Consider the following 21814-nt stretch of genomic DNA (forward strand, 5'->3'; position numbering starts at 1 on the left):
TTTAGGAGAATTAAGATGATGATAGAGAAAATAATCACTAAAAATAATCAAGATTTTCAATACTTTTCTGAATCAGAACTAACAGAATTGCGTAACGAGAGTTTCGTTCGCTCCTATAAAAAAGGCCAAGTCCTTTTTTATCCAGGTGATCCGAGAAATCATTTAATTTTATTGGTTTCAGGTGTCATTAAAATTGAAAAAAATGATCGCAGTGGTAATTTTTCCTATCTGCATTTTATGAAAAAGCAGGCTCTTTTTCCGAGAATCGGACTGTTTCAAGATGAGGTTCATTACGACTCCGCGATTGCCTATACGGATATTGAGGTTGTATTTGTGCCAGTTAAACTGTTTGAGCGTTTTCTCCAAAATAATCCCCAGCAATTGATTCATTGGATTCAAGAACAATCGGTCCTTTTAAAAGAAAGCATGATAAAAATCCAAAAAGGAACAACCAATGATGCATGTGAACGGATTGTGACATCACTGGCGATGTTATTAAATGATTTAGGAGAACGAATTGACAACAGAGAACGCGTTGCAATTGCTTGTCCAATTACCATTAATGACATTGCACGGATGAGTGGAACTACGCGGGAAACAGCAAGCAGTGTTATGAAAAAATTAGTCCAAATGAACCGTATTAGCTACAGTCATAAATTCTTAACTTTTCTAGATACACCATTCTTTATTGATCGATTGAGTAATTAATCATAGAGAAGGGAGATACAGGAAAGTAGGTTCCTGTATAAAAGGATATGGCAGAAAAAAAGAAGAAAAACAAAAAACAGCTTTCGTCTTTTAGTATTTTATTTATTATTTTAATTGTTTTAGGTATCGTAACGGTCTTGCTAAATGGCCAGCCATTTACCCCAAGAGAAATTGATGGCAAAATGGTTGACCACGTGGTAGGGGCCAAATTATCGGATATTATCATGGCTCCATTCAATGGGTTTAAAGATGCCATTGAAATTAATATTTTTATTTTAGTACTCGGTGGCTTTTTAAATATTGTGACGCAAACTGGGGCTCTTGAAGCAGGGATTCAATCAGTCGTTAAAAAGTTAAAAGGGAACGAATTGAAAATCATTCCGATTTTAATGATTTTATTTTCTATTGGTGGGTCGACTTATGGAATGGCAGAAGAAACAATTCCTTTTTATGGTTTATTGAGTGCCACCATGGTCGCCGCTGGTTTTGATACGTTTGTCGCAGTGGGGACTGTGCTATTGGGTGCAGGATCAGGTGTTATCGGTTCAACGGTTAACCCTTTCTCCACAGGGGTAGCGATGGATGCGTTACGAGGTATTGGCATTCAGCCGAATACAGGAATTATTTTAATTGTCGGTGCTATTTTGTGGGCGGCCTCTACCAGCTATTCTATTTTCATTGTGATGCGTTATGCGAAAAAAGTGAAGGCTGACAAAGGTTCAACAATTTTATCTTTACAAGAACAAGAGGATATGGAAAAAACGTATGGACAAGCAGCGTCGAAAGAAATGCCATTTACGAATCGTCATAAAAAAATCTTAATGGTATTCGCTTTCTGTTTTGTCGTTATGATTGTTTCCTTAATTCCATGGAACGACTTTGGAGTGACGATTTTCAAAGGCTGGACGTCTGTTTTAACAGGCAACAGTTTCGGTGACTGGTACTTTGGCGACTTAGCGATGTGGTTCTTCCTTTTAGGGATCATTGCTGCCTTGATTGGTCGCTTTACTGAAAAAGAAACCATTGAAGCATTTATCGACGGTGCCAAAGATATGTTATCCGTTGTTTTAATCATTGTAGTTGCTCGCGGGGCATCTGTTTTGATGTCTAAAACGTATTTAGATTCATTTATCCTTGATAAAGCGGCAGGCTTATTACAAGGACTCTCCCCAGTTTTATTTGTCATCGGTGCCTTTGTTTTATACTTAGGTTTATCTTTCCTAATTCCTTCAACTTCTGGCTTAGCGTACGTTTCCATTCCTGTAATGGGTGCGTTAGCTAAAAACATTGGTTTAAGTCCAGAAGTGATGGTTATGATTTTTGCTTCAGGTTGTGGTTTGATTAATTTGATCACGCCAACATCTGGTGTCGTAATGGGTGGTTTGGAAATTTCCAAAGTTCAATATGCCACTTGGACAAAATTCATGGCCAAACCAATGATTGTCTTAGGCTTAATTAACCTAATTATCTTAATTGGCGCGATGTTACTCTTTAGCTAATCAAAAATTTTTTATGTTAGGGCTTCGGCTTTCGGAAAAAAGAAGAAGCAATGAAACAACAGCGACTACCTAAAAGTAGTCGCTGTTGTTTCATTTTGATAATTGTTGAATTAACAATTTTGCGACAGCGCGGACAGAAAAAGGGTTTTGCCCAGTGATTATAAGGCCATCTTGATACGCAAATTCTTTATAGGGGCGTTTTTTCGCAAAAGTAGCACCATGTTCTTTGGCAATTGTTTCGTTTAAGAAAGGAACAACTGCTTTTTTCATGGCTAAAATTTCTTCTGCAGTAGTGAAGCCAGTAATGGTTTTATCTGCAATCAAATAATTTCCTGACGCATCTTTGACATTTAAAAGACCAGCAATTCCGTGACAAACAGAAGTTAGGTATTTGCCCTGTTCGTAAAGGCTACGAGTGATTGCTTGCAACTGAGGGTTATCAGGAAAGTCCCACATAACGCCATGGCCTCCTGTAAAGTAAATTGCTGCGTATTCATCTGGCTCAATTTCTTCAAGAGAGAGGGAATGCGCTAGCGCTCGTTCTTGAAAATCGGCACTTTCATAAACCGCCATAATGGATGAATCTACATATTTCATACTCCGGGGATCCAAAGGGACATAGCCTCCTTGGGGACTAACATAGTCAACTGAAAATCCTGCTTTGGTTACTTCTTCCACGAACTCCGTGGCTTCACCTAGCCAGAGGCCAGTCGGTTCTTCGGTGCCGTGATAACGGGAAACGTTTGTGAGGACCACGAGAATTTTTTTCATGCTTGCTTCCTCCCTGGCATAATCGACGTAATGTGGGTCAATAGTTGTTGGAGTTGCTCAATTTTGGTGGTATCGTGAGAAAGTGAGTAATAATTTTTAGTTCCTTCACTGCGACAATCAATTAATTTGGCTTGTTTCAAAATTTTTAAGTGGTGAGAAACAGCGGGGCGTGAGAGCTGTGTCGCCTCTGTTAACTCAGTGACACGACGGCCAACACAGGCTTGGTCTTCTAACAGTGCAATAATAATTGCTTGGCGTTTTTCATCACCCAATGCGATTAAAAAATCACTAAGCGCAGTAAATTCTGTTTGAATTTCTTCTAATTCTTTCATATTTTTCCGCCTCTTTGGTTCGTATTTTTAAACGATTAAACCATTTTTCGTGTTTTTTGTCAATAAAATACGCTGAGGGCTGAAACTTGACGTGGATTCCATTCTTCGTTAAGATACTAATTGATTAAAGGTTTAAATTTTTAAACCAATAAAAGAGATAGAAAGAGAGGAAAGATTCAATGATGAAAGCCGCTTTAATTCATAAATACGGACAAAAAGAATTAGCAATCGAGGAGGTGCCCTTACCCACCATTCATGACAATGATGTTTTGGTCAAAATTATCGCTGCCAGTATCAACCCGATTGATTTAAAAACAAAAGATGGTAAAGTAAAGATGCTTTTAAATTATCAAATGCCACTGATTTTAGGCAGTGATTTTGCTGGGATTGTTGTCTCTGTTGGAAAAAATGTTCAAAATTTTAGGCTGGGCGATGCAGTTTACGGACGAGTACCCAAAAATCGCGTGGGAACTTTTGCTGAATATATTGCAGTGGATCAAGCGGCTGTAGCTATGAAGCCGAAAAATTTAACGTTTGAAGAAGCTGCGGCCATTCCGTTAGTCGGTTTGACAAGTTATCAAGCGCTACATGATATTATGAATGTGCAGCCAGGCCAGAAAGTCCTGATTCAAGCAGGTTCAGGAGGGATTGGAACCATTGCGATTCAATTAGCAAAACTAGCAGGCGCTTACGTTGCCACCACCACGAGTAGTAAAAATAAAGAATGGGTTCAAGCGTTGGGAGCAGATGAAGTGATTGACTATCGGACACAAAATTTTGAAGAAGTTTTATCCGACTACGATTATGTGTTTGATACAATGGGGGGGACAATCTTAGAAAAAGCTTTCTCAGTGGTTAAACCTCAGGGAAAAGTCGTTACATTGTCAGGCATTCCCAACGAACGTTTTGCTAAAGAGTATGGCTTGCCGCTTTGGAAACAATGGGCCTTTAAAATAGCTACTCGCAAGATTCATCGATTGGAGCAAGCCACAGATGTTAGTTATCATTTTTTGTTTATGCGTCCAGATGGCGAGCAATTAGCTTTACTCACTGAGTTCATTGAACAGGGAAAATTACAGCCGATAATTGACCGAGTCGTTCCTTTTAGCCAAATTCAAGAAGCGGTGGATTATTCACTGACAGGACGAGCACAAGGGAAAATTGTTGTGAAAATCGCCGATGTTGATCACGACTAAGTAAAGGAGAATTGCAAGAAAAATAGGCCTGTTTTTCTTGCAAGTCTCAAAATTTACCATTTAAACGCCGCCTAACGAAAGTGATTTTAGGCGGGAAAAGATTTTTATAGAAAATCCTCATTTTTCCAGTTTCTATTTTGCAAATTCGTTATTTTTTGTTATTCTATTGATGACTGTGTATGCGCTTTCTTTTTAGGCGGATACACAAAAATGAATGGAGTGCAGAAAGGAATGGTGTTCAAAGTGGGGAACGATTTATCGACAGGAAGAGGAGAAAACAGAGAAACAATTGTCAGTTGGCTGGGTCTTTTGTTATTGGTTGGCTTGACGTTTATCTTATTTAGTCTGTTTCATCAACCAATGGTCAGCCAAGCCAATGAGCCGACCCAAGAGAAACATTTTATGGTTTATTATCGGGCTTGGCGTGACAAAACGATGCAAGGAGTTAATACAACATTGCCAGATGAAAATTGGCTAACGATGCACGATATTCCTTATGGTATTGACATTGTGAATGTCTTTAGTTATGTGCCAAAAGGACAAGAAGCACTTGCACAGCCATTTTATGATACGTTAAAAAATGAGTATGCGCCAGCATTACATGCACGAGGTGTTCGTTTAGTTCGAGGGATTGATTATAGCGAGCTATTAAAAGTTCCTTATGCAGGAACAACGCCTACAGAAGCAGAATTTGATGCTTATGCGAAAGAGTTGCTAACCAAATTTGTTGATGATTTAGGAATTGATGGGTTAGATATTGACATGGAAACTCGTCCAAGTGAAAAAGATATTGTTTTATCTAATGGTGTCATTCGTGCATTATCAAAATACATTGGACCGAAGTCGGGAACGGATCGTCCATTTTTGTATGATACCAATGCAGAATATTTACCACCTTTACAAGATGTCAGTGACTGTTTCGATTTTCTCGCGTATCAACAGTACGGCAGCGATGACCAACGCACGCAACGAGCATTAAATAATTTAAGTCCGGTTCTCAATGGGGAACGATTTGTTCCAGGATTAACTTTCCCAGAAGAGCAAGATCGCAACCGCTGGTATGACACAAAAGAGCCGTATATGGAAAGTAACATGTATAAAGTAGCTCGTTATTCTTATGAAAATAATTTAGGGGGCATGTTCCTCTATGCCTTAGATCGCGATGGTCGCACCTATAATGAAGACGATTTAAATCAGATAAAACCTTCTAATTTACTTTGGACAAAAACGGCCATTGCAGAGAGTAAAGGCGTTTCTCTTGCAGAGATGAAAGCGGCTGCGCAACACTATTTAAAACGAATTAGCTACGCCAACACAGACCTTGAAGCACAAAATAGAGCCGCAGAAGCAGTGACACAAGCAACAACGCTTTATGATGTGAATAAAGCTATTTTAGGTGGCGATTATGGCCAAGGGATTTCAAATACCTATGATGCTGAATTAGAAAAAGGCCTGTTAGCCATTGACTTAACCACTTTATATCGTACGTTGGATCAAGCAGTTACAGCCATTGAAAAGGCAGAAAACTATACACCAGAAACGATTCAAGCACTACAAACAACAAAAGAGACAGTCGCAACAGAACTTGCGGGAAAAACGTATACAGCCGCGCAAGTGACTACTTGGCAAACGGAGGTCCAAACAGCTTTGGATAATTTAAAAGAGAAACAAACACAACCTTTAAAAAGTGTCTTCTCCATTGATGCGGGAAGAAAATATTTTTCCGTGGAACAACTGGAAGAATTAGTGGCCAAAGCCAGTCAAAATGGGTACACAGATGTCCAATTAATTTTAGGAAATGATGGCTTACGGTTTATCTTGGATGATATGTCGGTCAATGTGAATGATAAAAAATACAACCACAACCGGGTTTCAAAAGCAATCCAACGAGGCAACAACGCGTATTACAATGATCCTAATGGCAACGCGTTAACACAAAAAGAAATGGATCGGTTGTTGGCTTTTGCGAAAGCGCGCAACATCAACATCATTCCCGTGATTAACAGTCCAGGACATATGGATGCGTTGTTAGTGGCTATGGAAAAACTAGCGATTAAAAATCCCACTTTTGATGGCTCAAAACGCACAGTAGATTTAGGAAACCAAAAGGCAGTGAATTTCACAAAGGCGATTATCAGTAAGTACGTGGCTTATTTTTCCGCGCATAGTGAAATTTTCAATTTTGGTGGCGATGAGTATGCAAATGATGTCGACACAGGCGGTTGGGCGAAACTGCAATCTTCTGGGCGCTACAAGGATTTTGTCGCTTATGCGAATGATTTAGCTAAAATAATTAAAGATGCGGGCATGCAGCCAATGAGCTTCAATGATGGCATTTATTACAACAGCGACGATTCTTTCGGTACATTTGACCCAGAGATTATTATTTCTTATTGGACAGCCGGTTGGAGCGGATATGACGTAGCCAAACCTGAGTACTTTGTTCAAAAAGGACACAAAATTTTTAATACCAATGATGCGTGGTATTGGGTCGCTGGCAATGTTGATTCTGGCATTTATCAATATGACGATGCTTTAGCAAATATGTCGAAAAAAGCATTTACAGATGTGCCAGCAGGTAGCCCAAATCTTCCAATTATTGGAAGTATTCAATGTGTTTGGTATGATGACCCTCGTCGTGACTATGATTTTGAACGAATTTATACGCTAATGGATACGTTCTCGGAAAATTATCGTGAGTATATGGTGGTTAAATAAAACTAGTTAAAGCTAACGAGTTATCTATAAAGACTGGCACGAATCAAGCTTGATTCGTGCCAGTCTTCTTTAACGGAAGAAGATTTGTTTGAGTGCCAACAATCAATTTAGGAATGCCTTATTGAAATGTTCCTGTTCTTATTGTAGACTGAAAGAAGTGGTGGTGGAAAGCTATCACCATTAATAGAAAAGCAGGAAAATAAAAAGGATCTTGTTGGAAGTTTAACGCTTGGAAATGTAAGCGGAATCATTTTTGTTGGAATGCTAAAAAAGGGAGTAGAGTTATGAGTAATGAAAATATCGTCTTAGCAAGAAATACAGAGCGTGCACCAAAGCATCCTCTCGCAGCCCAAACAGTCGCATTTTCCCACTATAATCATTTGTCAGCACAGTTACCTATTGAGCCAACCTCTGGACAATTGGTAGAAGGTGGCATTCGGTCCCAAGCGACACAATGCTTGAAAAATATCCAAGCGGTTGTTGAAAGTATCAACCATGTGATGAGTGACATTGTCAGAATGACCATTTTTGTCAAAGATATGCGGGATGTTGCCGCAGTTGAGGAGGTCTATGCGGCCTTTTTTACCCATTATTATCCAGCTAAAACAGTGGTCGCCGTCGCAGATTTGCCGTTAGGCGCTTCTGTTCAAATGGAGGCACTTGTTTCAAATGGGGAAGGAACTATCCCTAATGCACCTCAAGCTGGGGATTTAATTAAATTAACAAATCAGACGGTTCAGGCACCAATTGATGCTTTAGCCAGTCAAACGGTTGCGTTTTCTCACTATAACAATCTGTCTGCACAATTGCCTATAGATCCTCAAACGGGCAGAGTTGTGGCTGGCTGTGTTAAAACGCAAACAAAACAATGTTTGAAAAACATAAAAGCCATTTTAACCAGTATTGATGTGCCTTTTGATGATATTGTGAAGATCAACATTTATTTAAAAGATTTATCTAAGCTGGAAGCTGTCAATCAAGTATATGCCGCTTTTTTCCCAGATTCAGGAATTGCGCGCACGGTCAATTATATGCCAGCACGAACAGTGGTTGCTGTTGCTGATTTACCAATGGGCGCGGCGGTGCAAGTAGAAGCGGTGGTTTCTCATGGAGATGGTACACCACCACAAGCGATTGAAGATCGACATGGATTAATTATTGAAGCAAATAATACAGATCACGCACCGAAGTGTCCATTTTCGACACAAACTGTTGCTTTTTCTCATTACAACCATCTATCAGCTCAGCTACCATTGGACCCTAAAACAAATGCGTTAGTCGCTGGCGGAATCAAGGAACAAACGACGCAATGTTTAGAAAACATTAAAGCGATTATTGAAAGTGTGGATCACAGCTTAGCTGATCTGGTGAAAGTGAATATTTTTGTGAAAGAGATTGAAGAGCTGGCGGCAGTAGATGACGTCTACCAAACGTACTTCCCTGAAGGCACGCCTGCCAGAAGAGTGATTGGTGTGACGGATTTACCAAAAGGTGCTCAGATTCAAATCGAAGCGATTGCTGGGAACGCAGAAGGTACGCCACCAATTGGTTAAACAGTAGAAGAAACAAACGTCAGCTGGCTTCTGAAGCCAGCTGACGTTTTTAGTATTTAGATAAATCAGTAAAGTAAGCTAGTTGCCATTTTTGTGTTTTTTTCGCGGTTTGATTAAGGTTTTGGCACCAAGAAGGATAAAAACGGGCTGCCATTTTGCCTTTTTGTTGGTGTGTTTTGAGAATTTTTTGTTGGATTAAACATTCTTTCGGCAGAAGAAAGAGACCTTGCTTTTCTTGATCAGAAATGACAATTGCTAACATTTCAGGGGCTTCCGTTGCATCAAAGGCTTCGTTCTGATTTTGTTGATTTTTTTCCCAAAAGGCTACAAAATAGCCTTCTTTTTTCGGCGTTTTTTTTGGCTAAGCGACTGCGGATAAGTTGTTGCGATTCATTAACTTGGCATAAAAAGCCTTCATATTCGGCATTTTGTTGTTCTTCGGAAAGCAGCGTGATCGCGCCGACTGCTTTTTCAAGTATCGGTAATGAATTCATCATCTTCCTCCAAATTAAATAGAATAGTTGCGAGAAACAAAGGGGACTTCTTCACCATTTTCGAGCTGATTTAGATACAAAGCTAACATGAAAAAGTAACCTGAGAATAAGTTGACTACATCATACAGCTGCGGATCAATTTTTTTACCACCATAGTCCATGCGATAAAGTAAACGAACAATATCTTTGGCTTTGGCTCTTAAAATGTGTGCATAAGAGGAACAGATTGTGCCCATCGGTAAAACAAAAGGACGATTTTCTTCGTATGTCAGTTCATTCATAGTATTGACACGTTCCAAAAGCCAAGCTATTTCTTCCTCTGTGACTGTTAATTTTGTTCGGGTCGTTGGATTGACATGGTAGATTAACTCGCAAATTTTAGCTAGTTCTTCTGTTAGTGCAGGCTGTTCAGGGACGTCTAATTGTTGCACATATCCTCGTAGAAGACCTGTCATCGAGGCCAATTCATCAGTCATTAATTCAAAATCACATCGTAAATCTTCTGGTTTAGAAGATAGATACGGGTACGCTTCATACGGACTGCGGTACATTTTTTCCATTCAATTTCCCTACTTTCTAAAAATAAAAAGCCCTCAAAAAGAATGCACGAAAGCCAATCTTTTTGAGCGCCATTGCTCGAATGTTCACAGTACACCATTGTACTTGCTAAGGTAATCATAGCCAAGAGTGAAGGGAGAGTCAAGGGGGAATCAAAGTTGGAGAAAGAAAATGAAGCTAAGAATTACCAGAAGTAAACCAATCAATAAACTGACAAAACCAGAGATTTGACCCAATCGTTGTTGGGTAGAAGAAGGTTGATCGGTAACAGTGAGCAAACTTGAGAAAAAGTTCATTTTTTTCACGAGTATTAAATACGCAACAATAAGCAAAAGAATACCCGAAAAAAGGTACGAAAGGGGCTCAGAAATAAATTTTTGGGCACGAAGTAAAAAAATTCCTATGAAGAGGACAACAAAACCATACTTAAGAAAAGTTGCTTTTGACATGTTGAAATCGCTTCCTTTTAATTGATGAATTTTATTAATAGCCACTATTCTTATGATTAAATTATAGGACTTTGAGGGCGGTGGAGCAAAGGAAAAACGGAGAATGGTGGGAGGAAAGTGTGATAACACAAAAGAAAACCCGCTAGAAACACCTATAAAATAGGTTTTCTAGCGGGTTGATTGTTATTCCCACTCCACAGTTGCAGGTGGTTTTGAAGTAATATCGTACACGATACGGTTTACATGTGCAACTTCGTTCACGATGCGCACAGAGATTTTTTGTAAAACATCCCAAGGGATACGAGCAAAGTCAGCGGTCATGCCGTCGATAGAAGTCACAGCACGGATACCGACTGTGTAATCGTAGGTACGGCCGTCACCCATAACGCCTACTGAGCGGATGCCAGGTAAGACAGTAAAGTACTGCCAAATGTCACGATCTAAGCCAGCTGCTGCGATTTCTTCACGTAGGATAGCATCTGAATCACGAACAATTTGTAATTTATCTTCTGTAATTTCACCAAGCACACGAATACCTAATCCTGGTCCTGGGAATGGTTGGCGCCAAACGATTGCATCAGGCATGCCAAGTTCAGTTCCTAAGGCACGAACTTCGTCTTTGAATAATGTATTTAAAGGTTCAATTAATTCAAATTGCATGTCTTCAGGAAGACCACCAACGTTGTGATGTGATTTAATTGTTTGCGCAGTTTCTGTACCAGATTCGATGACGTCTGTGTAAAGAGTTCCTTGTGCTAGGAATGAAACGCCTTCTTCCCCAGCAAGTTTAGTTGCTTCGTCATCAAAAACATACACAAATTCGTTACCGATGATTTTACGTTTTTGTTCAGGGTCAGAAACGCCTGCTAATTTGCTTAAGAAGCGTTCTTTTGCATCTACTTTAATAATGTTTAAGCCAAATTTACCGCCTAAACTTTCCATTACTTGTTCCGCTTCACCTTTACGTAATAATCCATGGTCAACGAAGATACAAGTTAATTGGTCGCCAATAGCTTTTTGTAAAAGCACGCCGACAACACTTGAGTCAACGCCACCTGATAAACCAAGTAAGACTTTTTTATCGCCTACTTGTTCACGAATTTTAGCGACTTCCATATCGATGAAGTTTTCCATGCTCCAGTCACCAGTACAGCCACACACATCAAAAGCAAAGTGACGTAATAAGTCGTTACCATATTCTGAATGACGAACTTCTGGGTGAAATTGTACGCCGTAGAATTTGCGGTTGGCATCTTCGATAGAAGCGATTGGACAGTCGTTGCTTGTCCCAACTTTTTCGAATCCAGGAGCGATTTCTGTTACTAAATCACCGTGGCTCATCCAAACGGTTTGTTTCGCAGGTGTTCCTTGGAATAATGTCGCATCACCAAGGATTTCTAATTCTGCTTTTCCGTATTCACGGTTTGCGGCAGGTTCTACTTTTCCGCCTAAGTTATGAGTCATTAATTGCATACCGTAGCAGATGCCAAGAATGGGAATTCCTAACTCATAAATTTCTGGATCAATGCTAAAAGCATCTTTGTCATACACGCTGTTTGGTCCACCTGAGAAGATGATTCCTTTAGGCGCGATTTTGCGAATTTCTTCTGCCGTAGTTCGGTGGCTTAATAACTCAGAGAATACGCCAAATTCACGAATACGACGAGTAATCAATTGGTTAAACTGACTACCAAAGTCTAAAACAATAATTTTTTCGACAGATGTCAAATCGGCAACGTTAGTCACGTCTATTACCCCTTATCCATTTAAATTTATCTAAAGAAAAGGCGGTTAAAAAGTGGTCAGCACCAAGAATTAAGAGAGGATTTTCAAAAATTGTTTTACGATTTTTAGAAAATTTTGGCTTAATTCCGCAGGGGCTACTTTTAAACAGCCGAAAATCAGGCGGTTAAAAAGTGGTTCACTTTTGCTCCGTACTCTTCTTTGTCTAGCTATACTTATTAAAACATTTTACTCCTTGAAAGTCATGCATTCTGCTGAAAATTTTCAAGGATATTTCTACAAAAGATACAGGATATTTCTTAGCTCGTCAACCCTTAATATTTACGTAGATAGATTTGGTCAATCAAATGATTTTCCGTTTTATGCAAAATAATGTCCGCACGTCCGCGCGTTGGCAAGATATATTCCTCCAAGTTCGGCAAGTTCACGGTTTTCCAAACATTCCGTGCCATGGCGAAAGCATCTTCTCGTTTGCCAATTGCATATTGGTAATAATAATTATTAGGATCTAAGAAAGCCGTATCTAATAAGGCCCCAAAACGTTCTAGGTACCATTTTTCAATTAAGGCTGGATCGGCATCCACAAAAATAGAAAAATCAAAAAAATCACTCACATAAATTTGTTGATTGGCGGGTAACTGTAAGGTGTTAATGCCTTCAACAATCAGAATATCTGGTTGTTGAATCAACTCATATTCGCCTTCGATAACATCGTAGACACTGTGAGAATAGACGGGTGCTTTAATTTCGTCTTTGCCGCTTTTGACTTCGTTTAAGAAATTAATTAGCTTTTCCATGTCATAACTTTCAGGAAACCCTTTTCGGTCCATCATTCCCTGTTCTTCTAACACTTTATTGGGATACAAAAATCCATCCGTTGTAATGAGTTGAACGTTTCTTCGTTTAAACGTTCGGGCCAGAATTCTTTGCAAAAGACGAGCGGTGGTGCTTTTACCAACGGCGACACTGCCGGCAATTCCAATGATGAATGGTGGTACAGAGACATATTCATGTAGGAATAATCCTTTGCTAAGTGTTAGCGATTCAAATTCTTTCATGTATAAATGAATAAGATGCGTTAAGGGTACATAAATTTCTTGTACATCTTTTAGTGAAATTTGGTCGTTCACACTTTTAATGTTATCCAATTCTGCTTCGGTTAACGGTGCTTTGCCGTCATGATAAAACCCATGCCATTCTTCTCTGGAAATTGGGTAGTAATTCATTTTATCGTCCATTGTTCCTCCACCAAACCCTGTTCAATCTTTGTACATTTTACCATAATTTCACAAGGGAAACACAGGATTTTACAAAAGAATTCCCTTCTTCGCCAATTTATGATGAAAATGGTATCATGAAAAGAGAAAACTGTTAGAAAAGAGGGGAAAAGCCATGAGAAAAATTGTATTATTTGGTGATAGCATTACTGCTGGTTATTTAGACGAAGCCGTCTCACCTGTTCTTGTTGACTTAGTGAAACGGGATATTGCTGCGATGGGTCTAGAAGAAGTGGCTGTTATTAATGCTGGAATGCCTGGCGATACAACAGAGGATGGTTTAAAACGATTAAATAAAGAAGTACTAATTGAGAAACCTGATGAAGTGGTGATTTTCTTTGGCGCCAATGATGCGTCACTGGATCGAAATATAACAGTAGCCACGTTTAGAGAAAACCTTGAAACAATGATTCACGAAATTGGTTCAGAAAAGGTGATTTTAATTACGCCACCATATGCGGATAGTGGCAGACGTCCAGAACGGCCACAAACGCGTATCAAGGAATTGGTCAAGGTTGCACAAGAAGTCGGAGCGGCACATAACCTACCAGTTATTGATTTGTATAAAGCAATGACTGTTTATCCCGGAACGGATGAATTTTTACAAGCAGATGGTTTGCATTTTTCACAAGTGGGCTATGAATTATTAGGTGCCTTGATTGTTCGAGAAATAAAAGGTAGACTAAAACCAAAACAAGCATAGATAGGAAGAACAAAATGGCGAATCATTATTATACAGAAAATCCAGAATTAGCACATGATTTAGAAAGCTGGTCTTTTCCATTACGTGGTCGGACCTTTCAGTTTACGACCGATAGTGGGGTCTTCTCAAGAGGAACAGTGGATTATGGTTCTCGTGTGTTGATTGATGCCTTTGAATGGGAAAATTTACCAGCAGGCCGTTTGTTAGATGTTGGTTGTGGCTATGGACCAATTGGGTTGTCCTTAGCAGCGGCGACTGGTCGACTGGTGGAAATGGTGGATGTCAACCAACGGGCAGTTGGGCTAGCTCAAATGAACGCCCAACGCAACCAAATTACTACTGTGGATATCCATTCTTCCAATGTGTATGAAACCTTAAACGAAACGACCTACGCGGCGATTGTTAGCAATCCGCCCATTCGTGCAGGCAAAAAAGTTGTCCATGGCATTTTAACAGGGGCTTTTCCGTTATTGAAAGTTGGTGGCACACTAACGGTGGTTATTCAAAAGAAACAAGGTGCACCTAGTGCAGAAAAGAAAATGGCTGAAGTATTTGGCAATGTTGAAATTGTGACAAAAGACAAAGGCTATTATATTTTACGAAGTGTTAAAGAAGCAGAGTAAAAAAGAACCTCCACTTTAGTGGCGGTTCTTTTTTAGAATAGATACGCTTGATCAATTTTTTGGTTCAACAGTTTTTTTTCGTCTGGCGATAAAAAAGCACCTGCAAGCGCATTTTTAGTGAGTTGCTTCATTTCGTCATAACTTAATTGATACCAAGTGGCCAATTTCATGAATTCTTTCGTTAACGTAGTATCTGAAACAGTGCGATTATCGGTATTGATGCAGACGGCTAAGCCAGCCTCTATAAATTGTTGAAAAGGGTATTCAGCCAATGTTTTGACGGTGCCTGTTTGGAAGTTGCTAGTTGGACACATTTCTAAAAGAACCTTTTTTTCTTTTAAGAGCGCCAAGTATTCGGGTGTATCTTTCAAAGCAATACCGTGGCCAATCCGAGTGGCACCTAAAGTGACAGCATCAGCGACATTTTTGCCACAGCCGCATTCCCCAGCGTGGAGTGTTAATGGAATTGACAATTGGTTGGCTAAAGCTAATACGTCTTCAAATGTGTAGGGAGGAAAATCGACTTCATTGCCAGCTAAATCAAAGCCGACAACGCCTGTCTCTCTGAAATCATGCGCTAAGTGAACGATTTTTTCTATGGCTTGTTGTTGATCATGCCGCATGCCGCATAACAGTGCATTGCTTTTTACACCAAAATCTTCTTCGCCTTGTTTTAAGCCAGTTAAAACAGCAGTCACGATTTCAGGTAACCGTAAGCCTTTTTCTGTATGTTGCGAAGGCGCAAAACGCACCTCTATGTAAGCCACGCCATCTTCGGCAGCTTGGCTAATCACGTCATACGCCGCTGCTTGCAAAGCTTCAGCTGTTTGTAGACAGGTGAGCACGAAGTCGAACCGAGTTAAATAATCATTCAAATCGGTGCATTTTTCAGGGGCAACCACTAACTCTTTCAAGGCTTGTTCGTCTTGGGGTAATGGAATGTTTTGTTTTTCAGCAATGGTGCGTAAAGTGGTTGGTCGAATCGACCCATCTAAGTGACAGTGCAGCTCGATTTTTGGTAATTGACGGACACGGGATTCTTCCATGAAAAAAATAGCCTCCATTTTCTTTTGTTTTTTAATCTTTTTAGTCTATTTCTTTTGTCTTTTTTTTGTTAAAATGTAAAAGATTCGATAAGTATTTTGAAGACTGTAACACGTCTACAAATGTCTGTCAATGCAAAAGGAGACGTTGGGAGGGGCGCGATGAAACTAACGATTAAAGAAATTGCTGATATGGCTGGTGTTTCTGTCACAACCGTCTCACAAATTCTGAATAATAAAGGGAGTCGTTTCAGTGAAAAAACCCGCAACAAGGTGTTGGCGGTAGTCGCTGAAAATCATTACAAACCAGATTACTTTGCTTCGAATGTAATCAACCGTCATTCCAAAACCATTGGTATGATTGTGCCAGATGTGACGGATTTCTTTTTCTCAAAAGTGATTGAAGGTGTGGAAACATATTTAAATTCGTTAGGCTACATGATTTTGTTATGCAATTCAAAGCATGATTCCGAACAAGCGATGCAATATGTTGGCGAGCTGATTCATCGGTCGGTAGATGGCATTATTTTTGCCACGCCGAATGTTTTGCCAGAAAATCATATTTTAAAAGACCGACGAGAACATCCGATTCCTGTCATTCTTGTCGATCGTGGGATTAATCCACGAGATAGTGGACGATTAATCGTTAAAGAGTACGAAGGTGCTTATCAAGCGGTCCATCATTTGATTCAACAAGGGCATCAGCATATTGGCATGTTGCGTGAAAGTGCCGGCTATTATCGTTTAACGGAACGAGTGACGGCGTATCAGCATGCGTTACAGGACAACAATTTACCTTTTCGTCCGCATTATGTTTGTGCTGGGGAATTGAACTTGCATGGCGGCTATGCTGCGGCGAAAGAAGTTTTGAAAAATGAAGAAATCACAGCAATTTTTTGTGGCAATGATGAAATGGCGATGGGAGCTTATCAAGCCATTGAAGAAGCGGGCAAGAAAATTCCTGACGATATTTCGGTGGTTGGTTTTGATGGCTTGGAAATTTCCGAATATTTGGTGCCGAGTTTAACAACCGTCTATCAGCCGAGTTTTGATATTGGCTATTATGCAGCAAAATTTTTGGTGGAAGCTATTGCAGATCCAACAGGGAAAGTTCCGAATAAAGTTTTCGATGCGACGTTTATTGCTAGAAAAAGCACAAAACCGATTTAAAAAACAGCTTAGAAATAGAATGTTCGTGTTGTTTGCGTTTTCACAAGAAAAAAATAATAGTAAACTGGTTTACTAAATGGTTTAAAGCTGAACGATTTTGTTGTATAATACATTATCGGGAAATCGGAGGGAACGAATTCATGAGAATGGTAGACATTATTGAAAAGAAACGTGACGGGCATCAACTAACAAGCGAAGAAATTCAATTTATTATCAACGGATACACAGATGGTTCAATTCCAGATTATCAGGTAAGTGCCTTTTTAATGGCTGTTTTTTACCAAGATATGACAGACGAAGAAATTACACAAATGACGTTAGCAATGGTCCATTCAGGCGAAATTGTGGATCTTTCTTCTATAGAAGGAATCAAAGTCGACAAGCATTCTACAGGTGGCGTAGGCGACACTACGACGCTTATTTTAGCGCCATTAGTTGCTAGTGTCGGGGTCAATGTAGCAAAAATGTCTGGTCGTGGCTTAGGCTACACGGGCGGTACGTTGGATAAATTAGAAGCGATTCCTGGTTTTAAAGTTGAATTGACAGAAGAACGTTTTATTCAATTGGTGAACGATACAAAAGTGGCAGTAATTGGTCAGTCAGGTGATCTAGCACCAGCAGACAAAAAACTTTATGCGTTACGTGATGTGACCGCCACTGTTGACTCAATTCCATTAATTGCAAGTTCCATTATGAGTAAAAAAATTGCCGCAGGGGCAGATGCGATTGTCTTAGACGTGACTACTGGTGAAGGGGCCTTTATGAAAGACCTAGCAAGTGCTCGTCGATTAGCGGAAACAATGGTTCGCATTGGGAAACTGGCAAATCGCCAAACGATGGCAGTGATTTCAGACATGTCACAACCTTTAGGGGAGGCCATCGGAAACAGTTTAGAAATCGTTGAAGCAATCGAGACCTTGCAAGGAAATGGACCAGAAGATTTAGTGGAGATGTGCTATGTCTTAGGAAGTCAGATGGTCGTTTTAGCTAAAAAAGCCGATACGTTAGACGAAGCAAGGGCTTTATTAGAAGAAGCATTAACAAGCGGTCGAGCACTCGCAAAATTTAAAGAAATGATTGAAAATCAAGGCGGCGACAGTTCCGTTGTTGACCAGCCAGAAAAATTATTAACCGCAACTTATCAATTTGATTTACCTGCCAAAGAAAAAGGCGTGGTACAAAAAATCGTTGCCAATGAAATTGGTGTTGCCGCAATGTTGCTGGGCGCTGGTCGTGCTACGAAAGAAGATACGATTGATTTTGCAGTTGGCTTGAAACTTCACAAAAAAGTAGGGAGCCCAGTTGAAAAAGGCGAATCATTACTAACTATTTATGCCAATCGTGAAGACGTGACAGAAGTCGAACAATTGCTTTATAAAAACATTGAAATTGGACCAACCGGCGAAGAGCCTATTTTGATTCACGATATTATTACGGAATAAAACAATAAGAAAAGAGGAATTCTCATCATGGAATTAAACCGCATGATTGACCACACTATTTTGAAACCAGAAGCGACAGAAGCCGCTGTCCAAAAAATTATTGACGAAGCTAAGGAGTACAACTTTTTCTCTGTATGTATCAATCCTTGTTGGGTCGCTTTTGCTAGCGAGCAATTAGCAGATACCGACGTCGCTGTGTGTACCGTTATTGGCTTTCCTTTGGGGGCAAATACACCAGAAGTTAAAGCATATGAAGCCGCTGATGCGATTAAAAATGGTGCGAATGAAGTGGATATGGTGATTAATATTGGTGCATTAAAATCACAACAATACGATCACGTACGTCAAGACATTCAAGGCGTAGTAGATGCAGCCAAAGGAAAAGCGTTAGTCAAAGTGATTATTGAAACAGCATTATTAACAGACGAAGAAAAAGTTAAAGCTTGTGAATTAGCCAAAGAAGCAGGTGCCGATTTCGTTAAAACATCTACTGGCTTCTCAACAGGCGGCGCTAAAGTAGCAGACGTTCGTTTAATGCGTGAGACAGTTGGTCCTGACATGGGCGTTAAGGCTTCCGGTGGCGTGCATAATGCAGAAGAAGCGTTAGCAATGATTGAAGCGGGGGCAACACGCATCGGTGCAAGTACGGGTGTAGCAATTGTTTCTGGCGTAACTGGCGAAGGGTATTAATTCGTATTTCAAATTAAACGAAGGTGTGGCGAAAAAGATGACAGTAAAACAAGAATGGCTTGATTGTGCCGTAGAAGCATTGGCACACGCCTATGTACCGTATTCTAACTTTCCTGTGGGCGCTTGCTTAGTGACTACAGACGGGAAAATGTATCAAGGAGTCAACATTGAAAATGCCTCCTTTGGTTTAACAAATTGTGCAGAAAGAACGGCGATTTTTAAAGCCATTTCAGAAGATGAACGGACCTTCCAACATTTAGTTGTAGCAGGTAATACAGAGGCACCCATTTCTCCATGTGGCGCTTGTCGTCAAGTAATGGCTGAATTCTTTGATCCACAAATGCCGGTCACGCTAGTTGGTAAAGATGGCGCGACTAAAACAATGACAGTTGAGGCATTATTGCCCTATTCATTTACAGATAAAGATTTTTAAAAAAAGGACATAAGGTTTCGTTGGGCTCAAAGTAGATTTCAATAGCATAAATGCGAATGAAATAATAGATAAAATAGTAGGGGGCTTTTCGGAAAGTGAAACAAGTAAAATTTTTAGGTCTAGGATTGGCAGCAGTTGCCTTAACCATTGGGTTAGCTGCATGTGGCGGCAATAGCAAAAAGAACGCCAACACAAAAGGTGATCCACAACATAGTGTCGTAATGGTCACAGATACAGCCGGCATTGATGACAAATCTTTTAACCAATCTGCGTGGGAAGGAATGCAAGAGTGGGGCAAAGAGCACAAACTTCCAGAAGGACCTCAAGGGTATGCGTATATTCAATCAAATGAAGCATCTGATTATACATCAAACATTGACCAAGCCATTTCAAGTCAATTTAAAACGATTTTTGGCATTGGCTATTTACTAAAAAATGCAGTAGTAGATGCAGCGGACGCCAACCCAGAAACGAATTTCGTTCTAATCGACGATACAGTTAATGGGAAAAACAACGTCGCTTCTGCAACATTTAGAGATAATGAATCTGCGTATTTAGCAGGTGTGGCAGCAGCTAACACTACGAAAACCAACAAAGTAGGATTTATCGGTGGGGTTGAAGGACCTGTTATTGGTCGTTTCCAAGCTGGTTTTGAAAAAGGTGTAGCAGATGCTGGCAAAAAATTAGGAAAAGATATTCAAATTACGTCTACTTATGCAGGGACATTTGCAGACGCTTCAAAAGGACGGGCCTTAGCTTCTTCTATGTATCAAGCAGGTGCCGACATTATTTATCACGCAGCGGCGACTACAGGACAAGGAATCTTCCAAGAAGCCAAAGCGCTAAATGAAACAGGTTCAAAAGATAAAGTTTGGGTGATTGGTGTTGACCGTGACCAAAACGAAGACGGTAAATATACAACCAAAGATGGCAAGGATGATAACTTAACGTTAGCTTCAACCATTAAAGGGGTAAATATTGCTGTGAAAAAAATCTCTGATCTTGCATTAGAAGATAAATTCCCTGGCGGCGAACATTTAACTTATGGATTGAAAGATGGCGGTGTTGATTTAACAACAGAAGCCCTAAGCGATCAAGCCAAAACGGCAGTTAAAGAAGGCAAAGAACAAATCATCTCTGGTGACGTAAAAGTCCCAGACCAACCTTAGAAACAACTTAGTTGTTTAAATACATTAAACTATTTTTAGGAGGCTTTACAGAAATGAAAAAAGCAAAATTATTCGGTTTTAGTTTGATTGCATTAGGTTTATCAGTTTCACTTGCAGCATGTGGTGGTGGCAAAGGCAAAACCGCTGAAAGCGGCGGTGGCAAAGGGGATGCAGCGCATAGTGCTGTAATCATTACAGATACAGGCGGCGTGGATGACAAGTCGTTCAACCAATCTTCTTGGGAAGGATTGCAAGCTTGGGGTAAAGAACATGATTTACCAGAAGGTTCAAAAGGGTATGCATATATTCAATCGAATGATGCAGCTGACTATACAACAAATATTGACCAAGCGGTATCAAGTAAATTCAACACAATCTTTGGTATTGGCTACTTGCTAAAAGATGCAATTTCTTCTGCAGCAGATGCCAACCCTGATACAAACTTTGTTTTAATCGATGATCAAATCGATGGCAAAAAGAATGTCGTTTCTGCAACATTTAGAGATAATGAAGCAGCTTACTTAGCCGGTGTTGCTGCTGCAAACGAAACAAAAACGAACAAAGTCGGTTTTGTTGGTGGTGAAGAAGGGGTCGTAATTGACCGTTTCCAAGCTGGTTTTGAAAAAGGTGTGGCTGATGCTGCGAAAGAATTAGGTAAAGAAATTACTGTTGATACAAAATATGCGGCTTCATTTGCTGATCCTGCCAAAGGGAAAGCTTTAGCTGCTGCAATGTACCAAAACGGCGTTGATATCATCTTCCATGCTTCTGGTGCGACTGGACAAGGGGTCTTCCAAGAAGCAAAAGACTTGAATGAATCAGGTTCTGGCGACAAAGTTTGGGTAATCGGTGTTGACCGCGATCAAGATGCTGATGGCAAGTACAAAACAAAAGACGGCAAAGAAGACAACTTCACGTTAACTTCAACCCTTAAAGGTGTCGGCACAGCAGTTCAAGATATTGCCAACCGTGCGTTAGAAGACAAATTCCCTGGTGGCGAACATTTAGTTTATGGATTAAAAGATGGTGGCGTTGACTTAACAGACGGCTATTTAAACGACAAAACAAAAGAAGCTGTTAAAACAGCAAAAGATAAAGTAATCTCAGGTGACGTAAAAGTCCCAGAAAAACCAGAATAATTTAAGCTCCTAAATGAAAAAAGAAGGGCTCATTATTGTTCCTTCTAAAAATGAAGTGGTCCTTGGCAGCGACGGCTGCCAAGGAAACCCTTTATGATGTTTGG

The 21814-nt window shown here is 40.0% G+C and carries 20 protein-coding genes and 1 pseudogene; 13 read left to right on the plus strand and 8 right to left on the minus strand.

Features of this window, described 5'->3' with window-relative positions:
• Nucleotides 1-15: 15 nt before the first annotated feature.
• Entirely contained in the window at nucleotides 16-708 is a 693-nt protein-coding gene (locus tag IGM13_RS00485) for a Crp/Fnr family transcriptional regulator (protein ID WP_002363490.1), read from the plus strand.
• Between the two features lie 47 nt (nucleotides 709-755).
• A complete protein-coding gene (locus IGM13_RS00490; RefSeq protein WP_002383451.1) occupies nucleotides 756-2207 on the plus strand; it encodes a YfcC family protein in 1452 nt (483 codons plus the stop codon).
• A gap of 90 nt (nucleotides 2208-2297) precedes the next feature.
• Here IGM13_RS00490 and IGM13_RS00495 read toward each other — a convergent pair whose 3' ends face one another.
• On the minus strand, nucleotides 2298-2978 hold the full coding sequence (locus IGM13_RS00495) for a type 1 glutamine amidotransferase domain-containing protein (RefSeq protein ID WP_002417819.1): 681 nt from the start codon (nucleotides 2976-2978) through the stop codon (nucleotides 2298-2300).
• Nucleotides 2975-3310, minus strand: a complete 336-nt coding sequence (locus IGM13_RS00500; protein WP_002356136.1) for an ArsR/SmtB family transcription factor — start codon at nucleotides 3308-3310, stop codon at nucleotides 2975-2977. The genes IGM13_RS00495 and IGM13_RS00500 overlap by 4 nt, the downstream gene beginning before the upstream one ends.
• Nucleotides 3311-3489: 179 nt before the next feature.
• On the opposite strand from IGM13_RS00500, the gene IGM13_RS00505 reads away from it, so the two are divergent.
• The 3 genes from IGM13_RS00505 to IGM13_RS00515 all read left to right on the plus strand — a co-directional run bounded on the left by IGM13_RS00505 (nucleotide 3490) and on the right by IGM13_RS00515 (nucleotide 8777).
• A complete protein-coding gene (locus IGM13_RS00505) occupies nucleotides 3490-4506 on the plus strand; it encodes an NADP-dependent oxidoreductase (RefSeq protein ID WP_002419416.1) in 1017 nt (338 codons plus the stop codon).
• A 210-nt stretch (nucleotides 4507-4716) separates the two neighbouring features.
• Nucleotides 4717-7224: an EndoS/ChiA family endoglycosidase gene (locus IGM13_RS00510; protein WP_002419415.1), complete on the plus strand. Its 2508-nt coding sequence runs from the start codon at nucleotides 4717-4719 to the stop codon at nucleotides 7222-7224.
• A gap of 284 nt (nucleotides 7225-7508) precedes the next feature.
• Nucleotides 7509-8777 (plus strand): RidA family protein, encoded by a 1269-nt coding sequence (locus tag IGM13_RS00515; RefSeq protein ID WP_002419414.1) that lies wholly within the window; start codon nucleotides 7509-7511, stop codon nucleotides 8775-8777.
• Nucleotides 8778-8826: 49 nt separating this feature from the next.
• On the opposite strand, the pseudogene IGM13_RS00520 reads toward IGM13_RS00515, so the two are convergent.
• The 5 genes and pseudogenes from IGM13_RS00520 to coaA form a co-directional block, all read right to left on the minus strand.
• A pseudogene (locus IGM13_RS00520) lies at nucleotides 8827-9271 on the minus strand (MepB family protein).
• Between the two features lie 14 nt (nucleotides 9272-9285).
• A complete protein-coding gene (locus IGM13_RS00525; RefSeq protein ID WP_002419411.1) occupies nucleotides 9286-9831 on the minus strand; it encodes an ATP:cob(I)alamin adenosyltransferase in 546 nt (181 codons plus the stop codon).
• Nucleotides 9832-9981: 150 nt separating this feature from the next.
• Nucleotides 9982-10323: a hypothetical protein gene (locus tag IGM13_RS00530; RefSeq protein WP_002383834.1), complete on the minus strand. Its 342-nt coding sequence runs from the start codon at nucleotides 10321-10323 to the stop codon at nucleotides 9982-9984.
• 138 nt (nucleotides 10324-10461) lie between these two features.
• Nucleotides 10462-12024 carry a glutamine-hydrolyzing GMP synthase gene (gene guaA, locus IGM13_RS00535; RefSeq protein ID WP_002356158.1) on the minus strand — a complete coding sequence of 521 codons (1563 nt, stop codon included), beginning with the start codon at nucleotides 12022-12024 and terminating at the stop codon, nucleotides 10462-10464.
• Nucleotides 12025-12335: 311 nt separating this feature from the next.
• Complete coding sequence (gene coaA, locus IGM13_RS00540; RefSeq protein WP_002361524.1) at nucleotides 12336-13259, minus strand: type I pantothenate kinase; 924 nt, start codon at nucleotides 13257-13259, stop codon at nucleotides 12336-12338.
• Nucleotides 13260-13413: 154 nt separating this feature from the next.
• Here coaA and IGM13_RS00545 point away from each other — a divergent pair, with 154 nt between their 5' ends.
• Both IGM13_RS00545 and IGM13_RS00550 read left to right on the plus strand, forming a co-directional pair.
• Nucleotides 13414-14001 carry an SGNH/GDSL hydrolase family protein gene (locus tag IGM13_RS00545; protein WP_002356161.1) on the plus strand — a complete coding sequence of 196 codons (588 nt, stop codon included), beginning with the start codon at nucleotides 13414-13416 and terminating at the stop codon, nucleotides 13999-14001.
• A gap of 14 nt (nucleotides 14002-14015) precedes the next feature.
• Nucleotides 14016-14624 carry a class I SAM-dependent methyltransferase gene (locus IGM13_RS00550; RefSeq protein ID WP_002356162.1) on the plus strand — a complete coding sequence of 203 codons (609 nt, stop codon included), beginning with the start codon at nucleotides 14016-14018 and terminating at the stop codon, nucleotides 14622-14624.
• Nucleotides 14625-14656: 32 nt separating this feature from the next.
• Here IGM13_RS00550 and add read toward each other — a convergent pair whose 3' ends face one another.
• The gene (gene add / locus IGM13_RS00555) at nucleotides 14657-15688 is read right to left on the minus strand and encodes an adenosine deaminase (RefSeq protein WP_002356163.1); all 1032 of its coding nucleotides are present in this window, start codon (nucleotides 15686-15688) and stop codon (nucleotides 14657-14659) included.
• A 141-nt stretch (nucleotides 15689-15829) separates the two neighbouring features.
• Here add and IGM13_RS00560 point away from each other — a divergent pair, with 141 nt between their 5' ends.
• From IGM13_RS00560 to IGM13_RS00585, 6 genes are all read left to right on the plus strand, one after another.
• Complete coding sequence (locus IGM13_RS00560) at nucleotides 15830-16837, plus strand: substrate-binding domain-containing protein (RefSeq protein ID WP_033591602.1); 1008 nt, start codon at nucleotides 15830-15832, stop codon at nucleotides 16835-16837.
• A gap of 140 nt (nucleotides 16838-16977) precedes the next feature.
• The gene (locus tag IGM13_RS00565; RefSeq protein ID WP_025188640.1) at nucleotides 16978-18279 is read left to right on the plus strand and encodes a pyrimidine-nucleoside phosphorylase; all 1302 of its coding nucleotides are present in this window, start codon (nucleotides 16978-16980) and stop codon (nucleotides 18277-18279) included.
• Nucleotides 18280-18306: 27 nt separating this feature from the next.
• The gene (gene deoC, locus IGM13_RS00570; RefSeq protein ID WP_002419408.1) at nucleotides 18307-18969 is read left to right on the plus strand and encodes a deoxyribose-phosphate aldolase; all 663 of its coding nucleotides are present in this window, start codon (nucleotides 18307-18309) and stop codon (nucleotides 18967-18969) included.
• Nucleotides 18970-19006: 37 nt separating this feature from the next.
• Entirely contained in the window at nucleotides 19007-19402 is a 396-nt protein-coding gene (locus IGM13_RS00575) for a cytidine deaminase (RefSeq protein WP_002368569.1), read from the plus strand.
• A 95-nt stretch (nucleotides 19403-19497) separates the two neighbouring features.
• On the plus strand, nucleotides 19498-20571 hold the full coding sequence (locus tag IGM13_RS00580) for a BMP family lipoprotein (RefSeq protein ID WP_002419406.1): 1074 nt from the start codon (nucleotides 19498-19500) through the stop codon (nucleotides 20569-20571).
• Nucleotides 20572-20624: 53 nt separating this feature from the next.
• On the plus strand, nucleotides 20625-21710 hold the full coding sequence (locus tag IGM13_RS00585; protein WP_002356169.1) for a BMP family lipoprotein: 1086 nt from the start codon (nucleotides 20625-20627) through the stop codon (nucleotides 21708-21710).
• Nucleotides 21711-21814: the final 104 nt, after the last annotated feature.

Source organism: Enterococcus sp. DIV0561 (genome assembly GCF_050539875.1).
Classification (GTDB): domain Bacteria; phylum Bacillota; class Bacilli; order Lactobacillales; family Enterococcaceae; genus Enterococcus; species Enterococcus faecalis.

Coding starts and splice junctions, on each gene's coding strand:
- IGM13_RS00485 (WP_002363490.1), top strand. CDS start 16: ATGATGATAGAGAAAATAATCACTAAAAATAATCAAGATTTTCAATAC.
- IGM13_RS00490 (WP_002383451.1), top strand. CDS start 756: ATGGCAGAAAAAAAGAAGAAAAACAAAAAACAGCTTTCGTCTTTTAGT.
- IGM13_RS00495 (WP_002417819.1), bottom strand. CDS start 2,978: ATGAAAAAAATTCTCGTGGTCCTCACAAACGTTTCCCGTTATCACGGC.
- IGM13_RS00500 (WP_002356136.1), bottom strand. CDS start 3,310: ATGAAAGAATTAGAAGAAATTCAAACAGAATTTACTGCGCTTAGTGAT.
- IGM13_RS00505 (WP_002419416.1), top strand. CDS start 3,490: ATGATGAAAGCCGCTTTAATTCATAAATACGGACAAAAAGAATTAGCA.
- IGM13_RS00510 (WP_002419415.1), top strand. CDS start 4,717: ATGAATGGAGTGCAGAAAGGAATGGTGTTCAAAGTGGGGAACGATTTA.
- IGM13_RS00515 (WP_002419414.1), top strand. CDS start 7,509: ATGAGTAATGAAAATATCGTCTTAGCAAGAAATACAGAGCGTGCACCA.
- IGM13_RS00525 (WP_002419411.1), bottom strand. CDS start 9,831: ATGGAAAAAATGTACCGCAGTCCGTATGAAGCGTACCCGTATCTATCT.
- coaA (WP_002361524.1), bottom strand. CDS start 13,259: ATGGACGATAAAATGAATTACTACCCAATTTCCAGAGAAGAATGGCAT.
- IGM13_RS00545 (WP_002356161.1), top strand. CDS start 13,414: ATGAGAAAAATTGTATTATTTGGTGATAGCATTACTGCTGGTTATTTA.
- IGM13_RS00550 (WP_002356162.1), top strand. CDS start 14,016: ATGGCGAATCATTATTATACAGAAAATCCAGAATTAGCACATGATTTA.
- add (WP_002356163.1), bottom strand. CDS start 15,688: ATGGAGGCTATTTTTTTCATGGAAGAATCCCGTGTCCGTCAATTACCA.
- IGM13_RS00560 (WP_033591602.1), top strand. CDS start 15,830: ATGAAACTAACGATTAAAGAAATTGCTGATATGGCTGGTGTTTCTGTC.
- IGM13_RS00565 (WP_025188640.1), top strand. CDS start 16,978: ATGAGAATGGTAGACATTATTGAAAAGAAACGTGACGGGCATCAACTA.
- deoC (WP_002419408.1), top strand. CDS start 18,307: ATGGAATTAAACCGCATGATTGACCACACTATTTTGAAACCAGAAGCG.
- IGM13_RS00575 (WP_002368569.1), top strand. CDS start 19,007: ATGACAGTAAAACAAGAATGGCTTGATTGTGCCGTAGAAGCATTGGCA.
- IGM13_RS00585 (WP_002356169.1), top strand. CDS start 20,625: ATGAAAAAAGCAAAATTATTCGGTTTTAGTTTGATTGCATTAGGTTTA.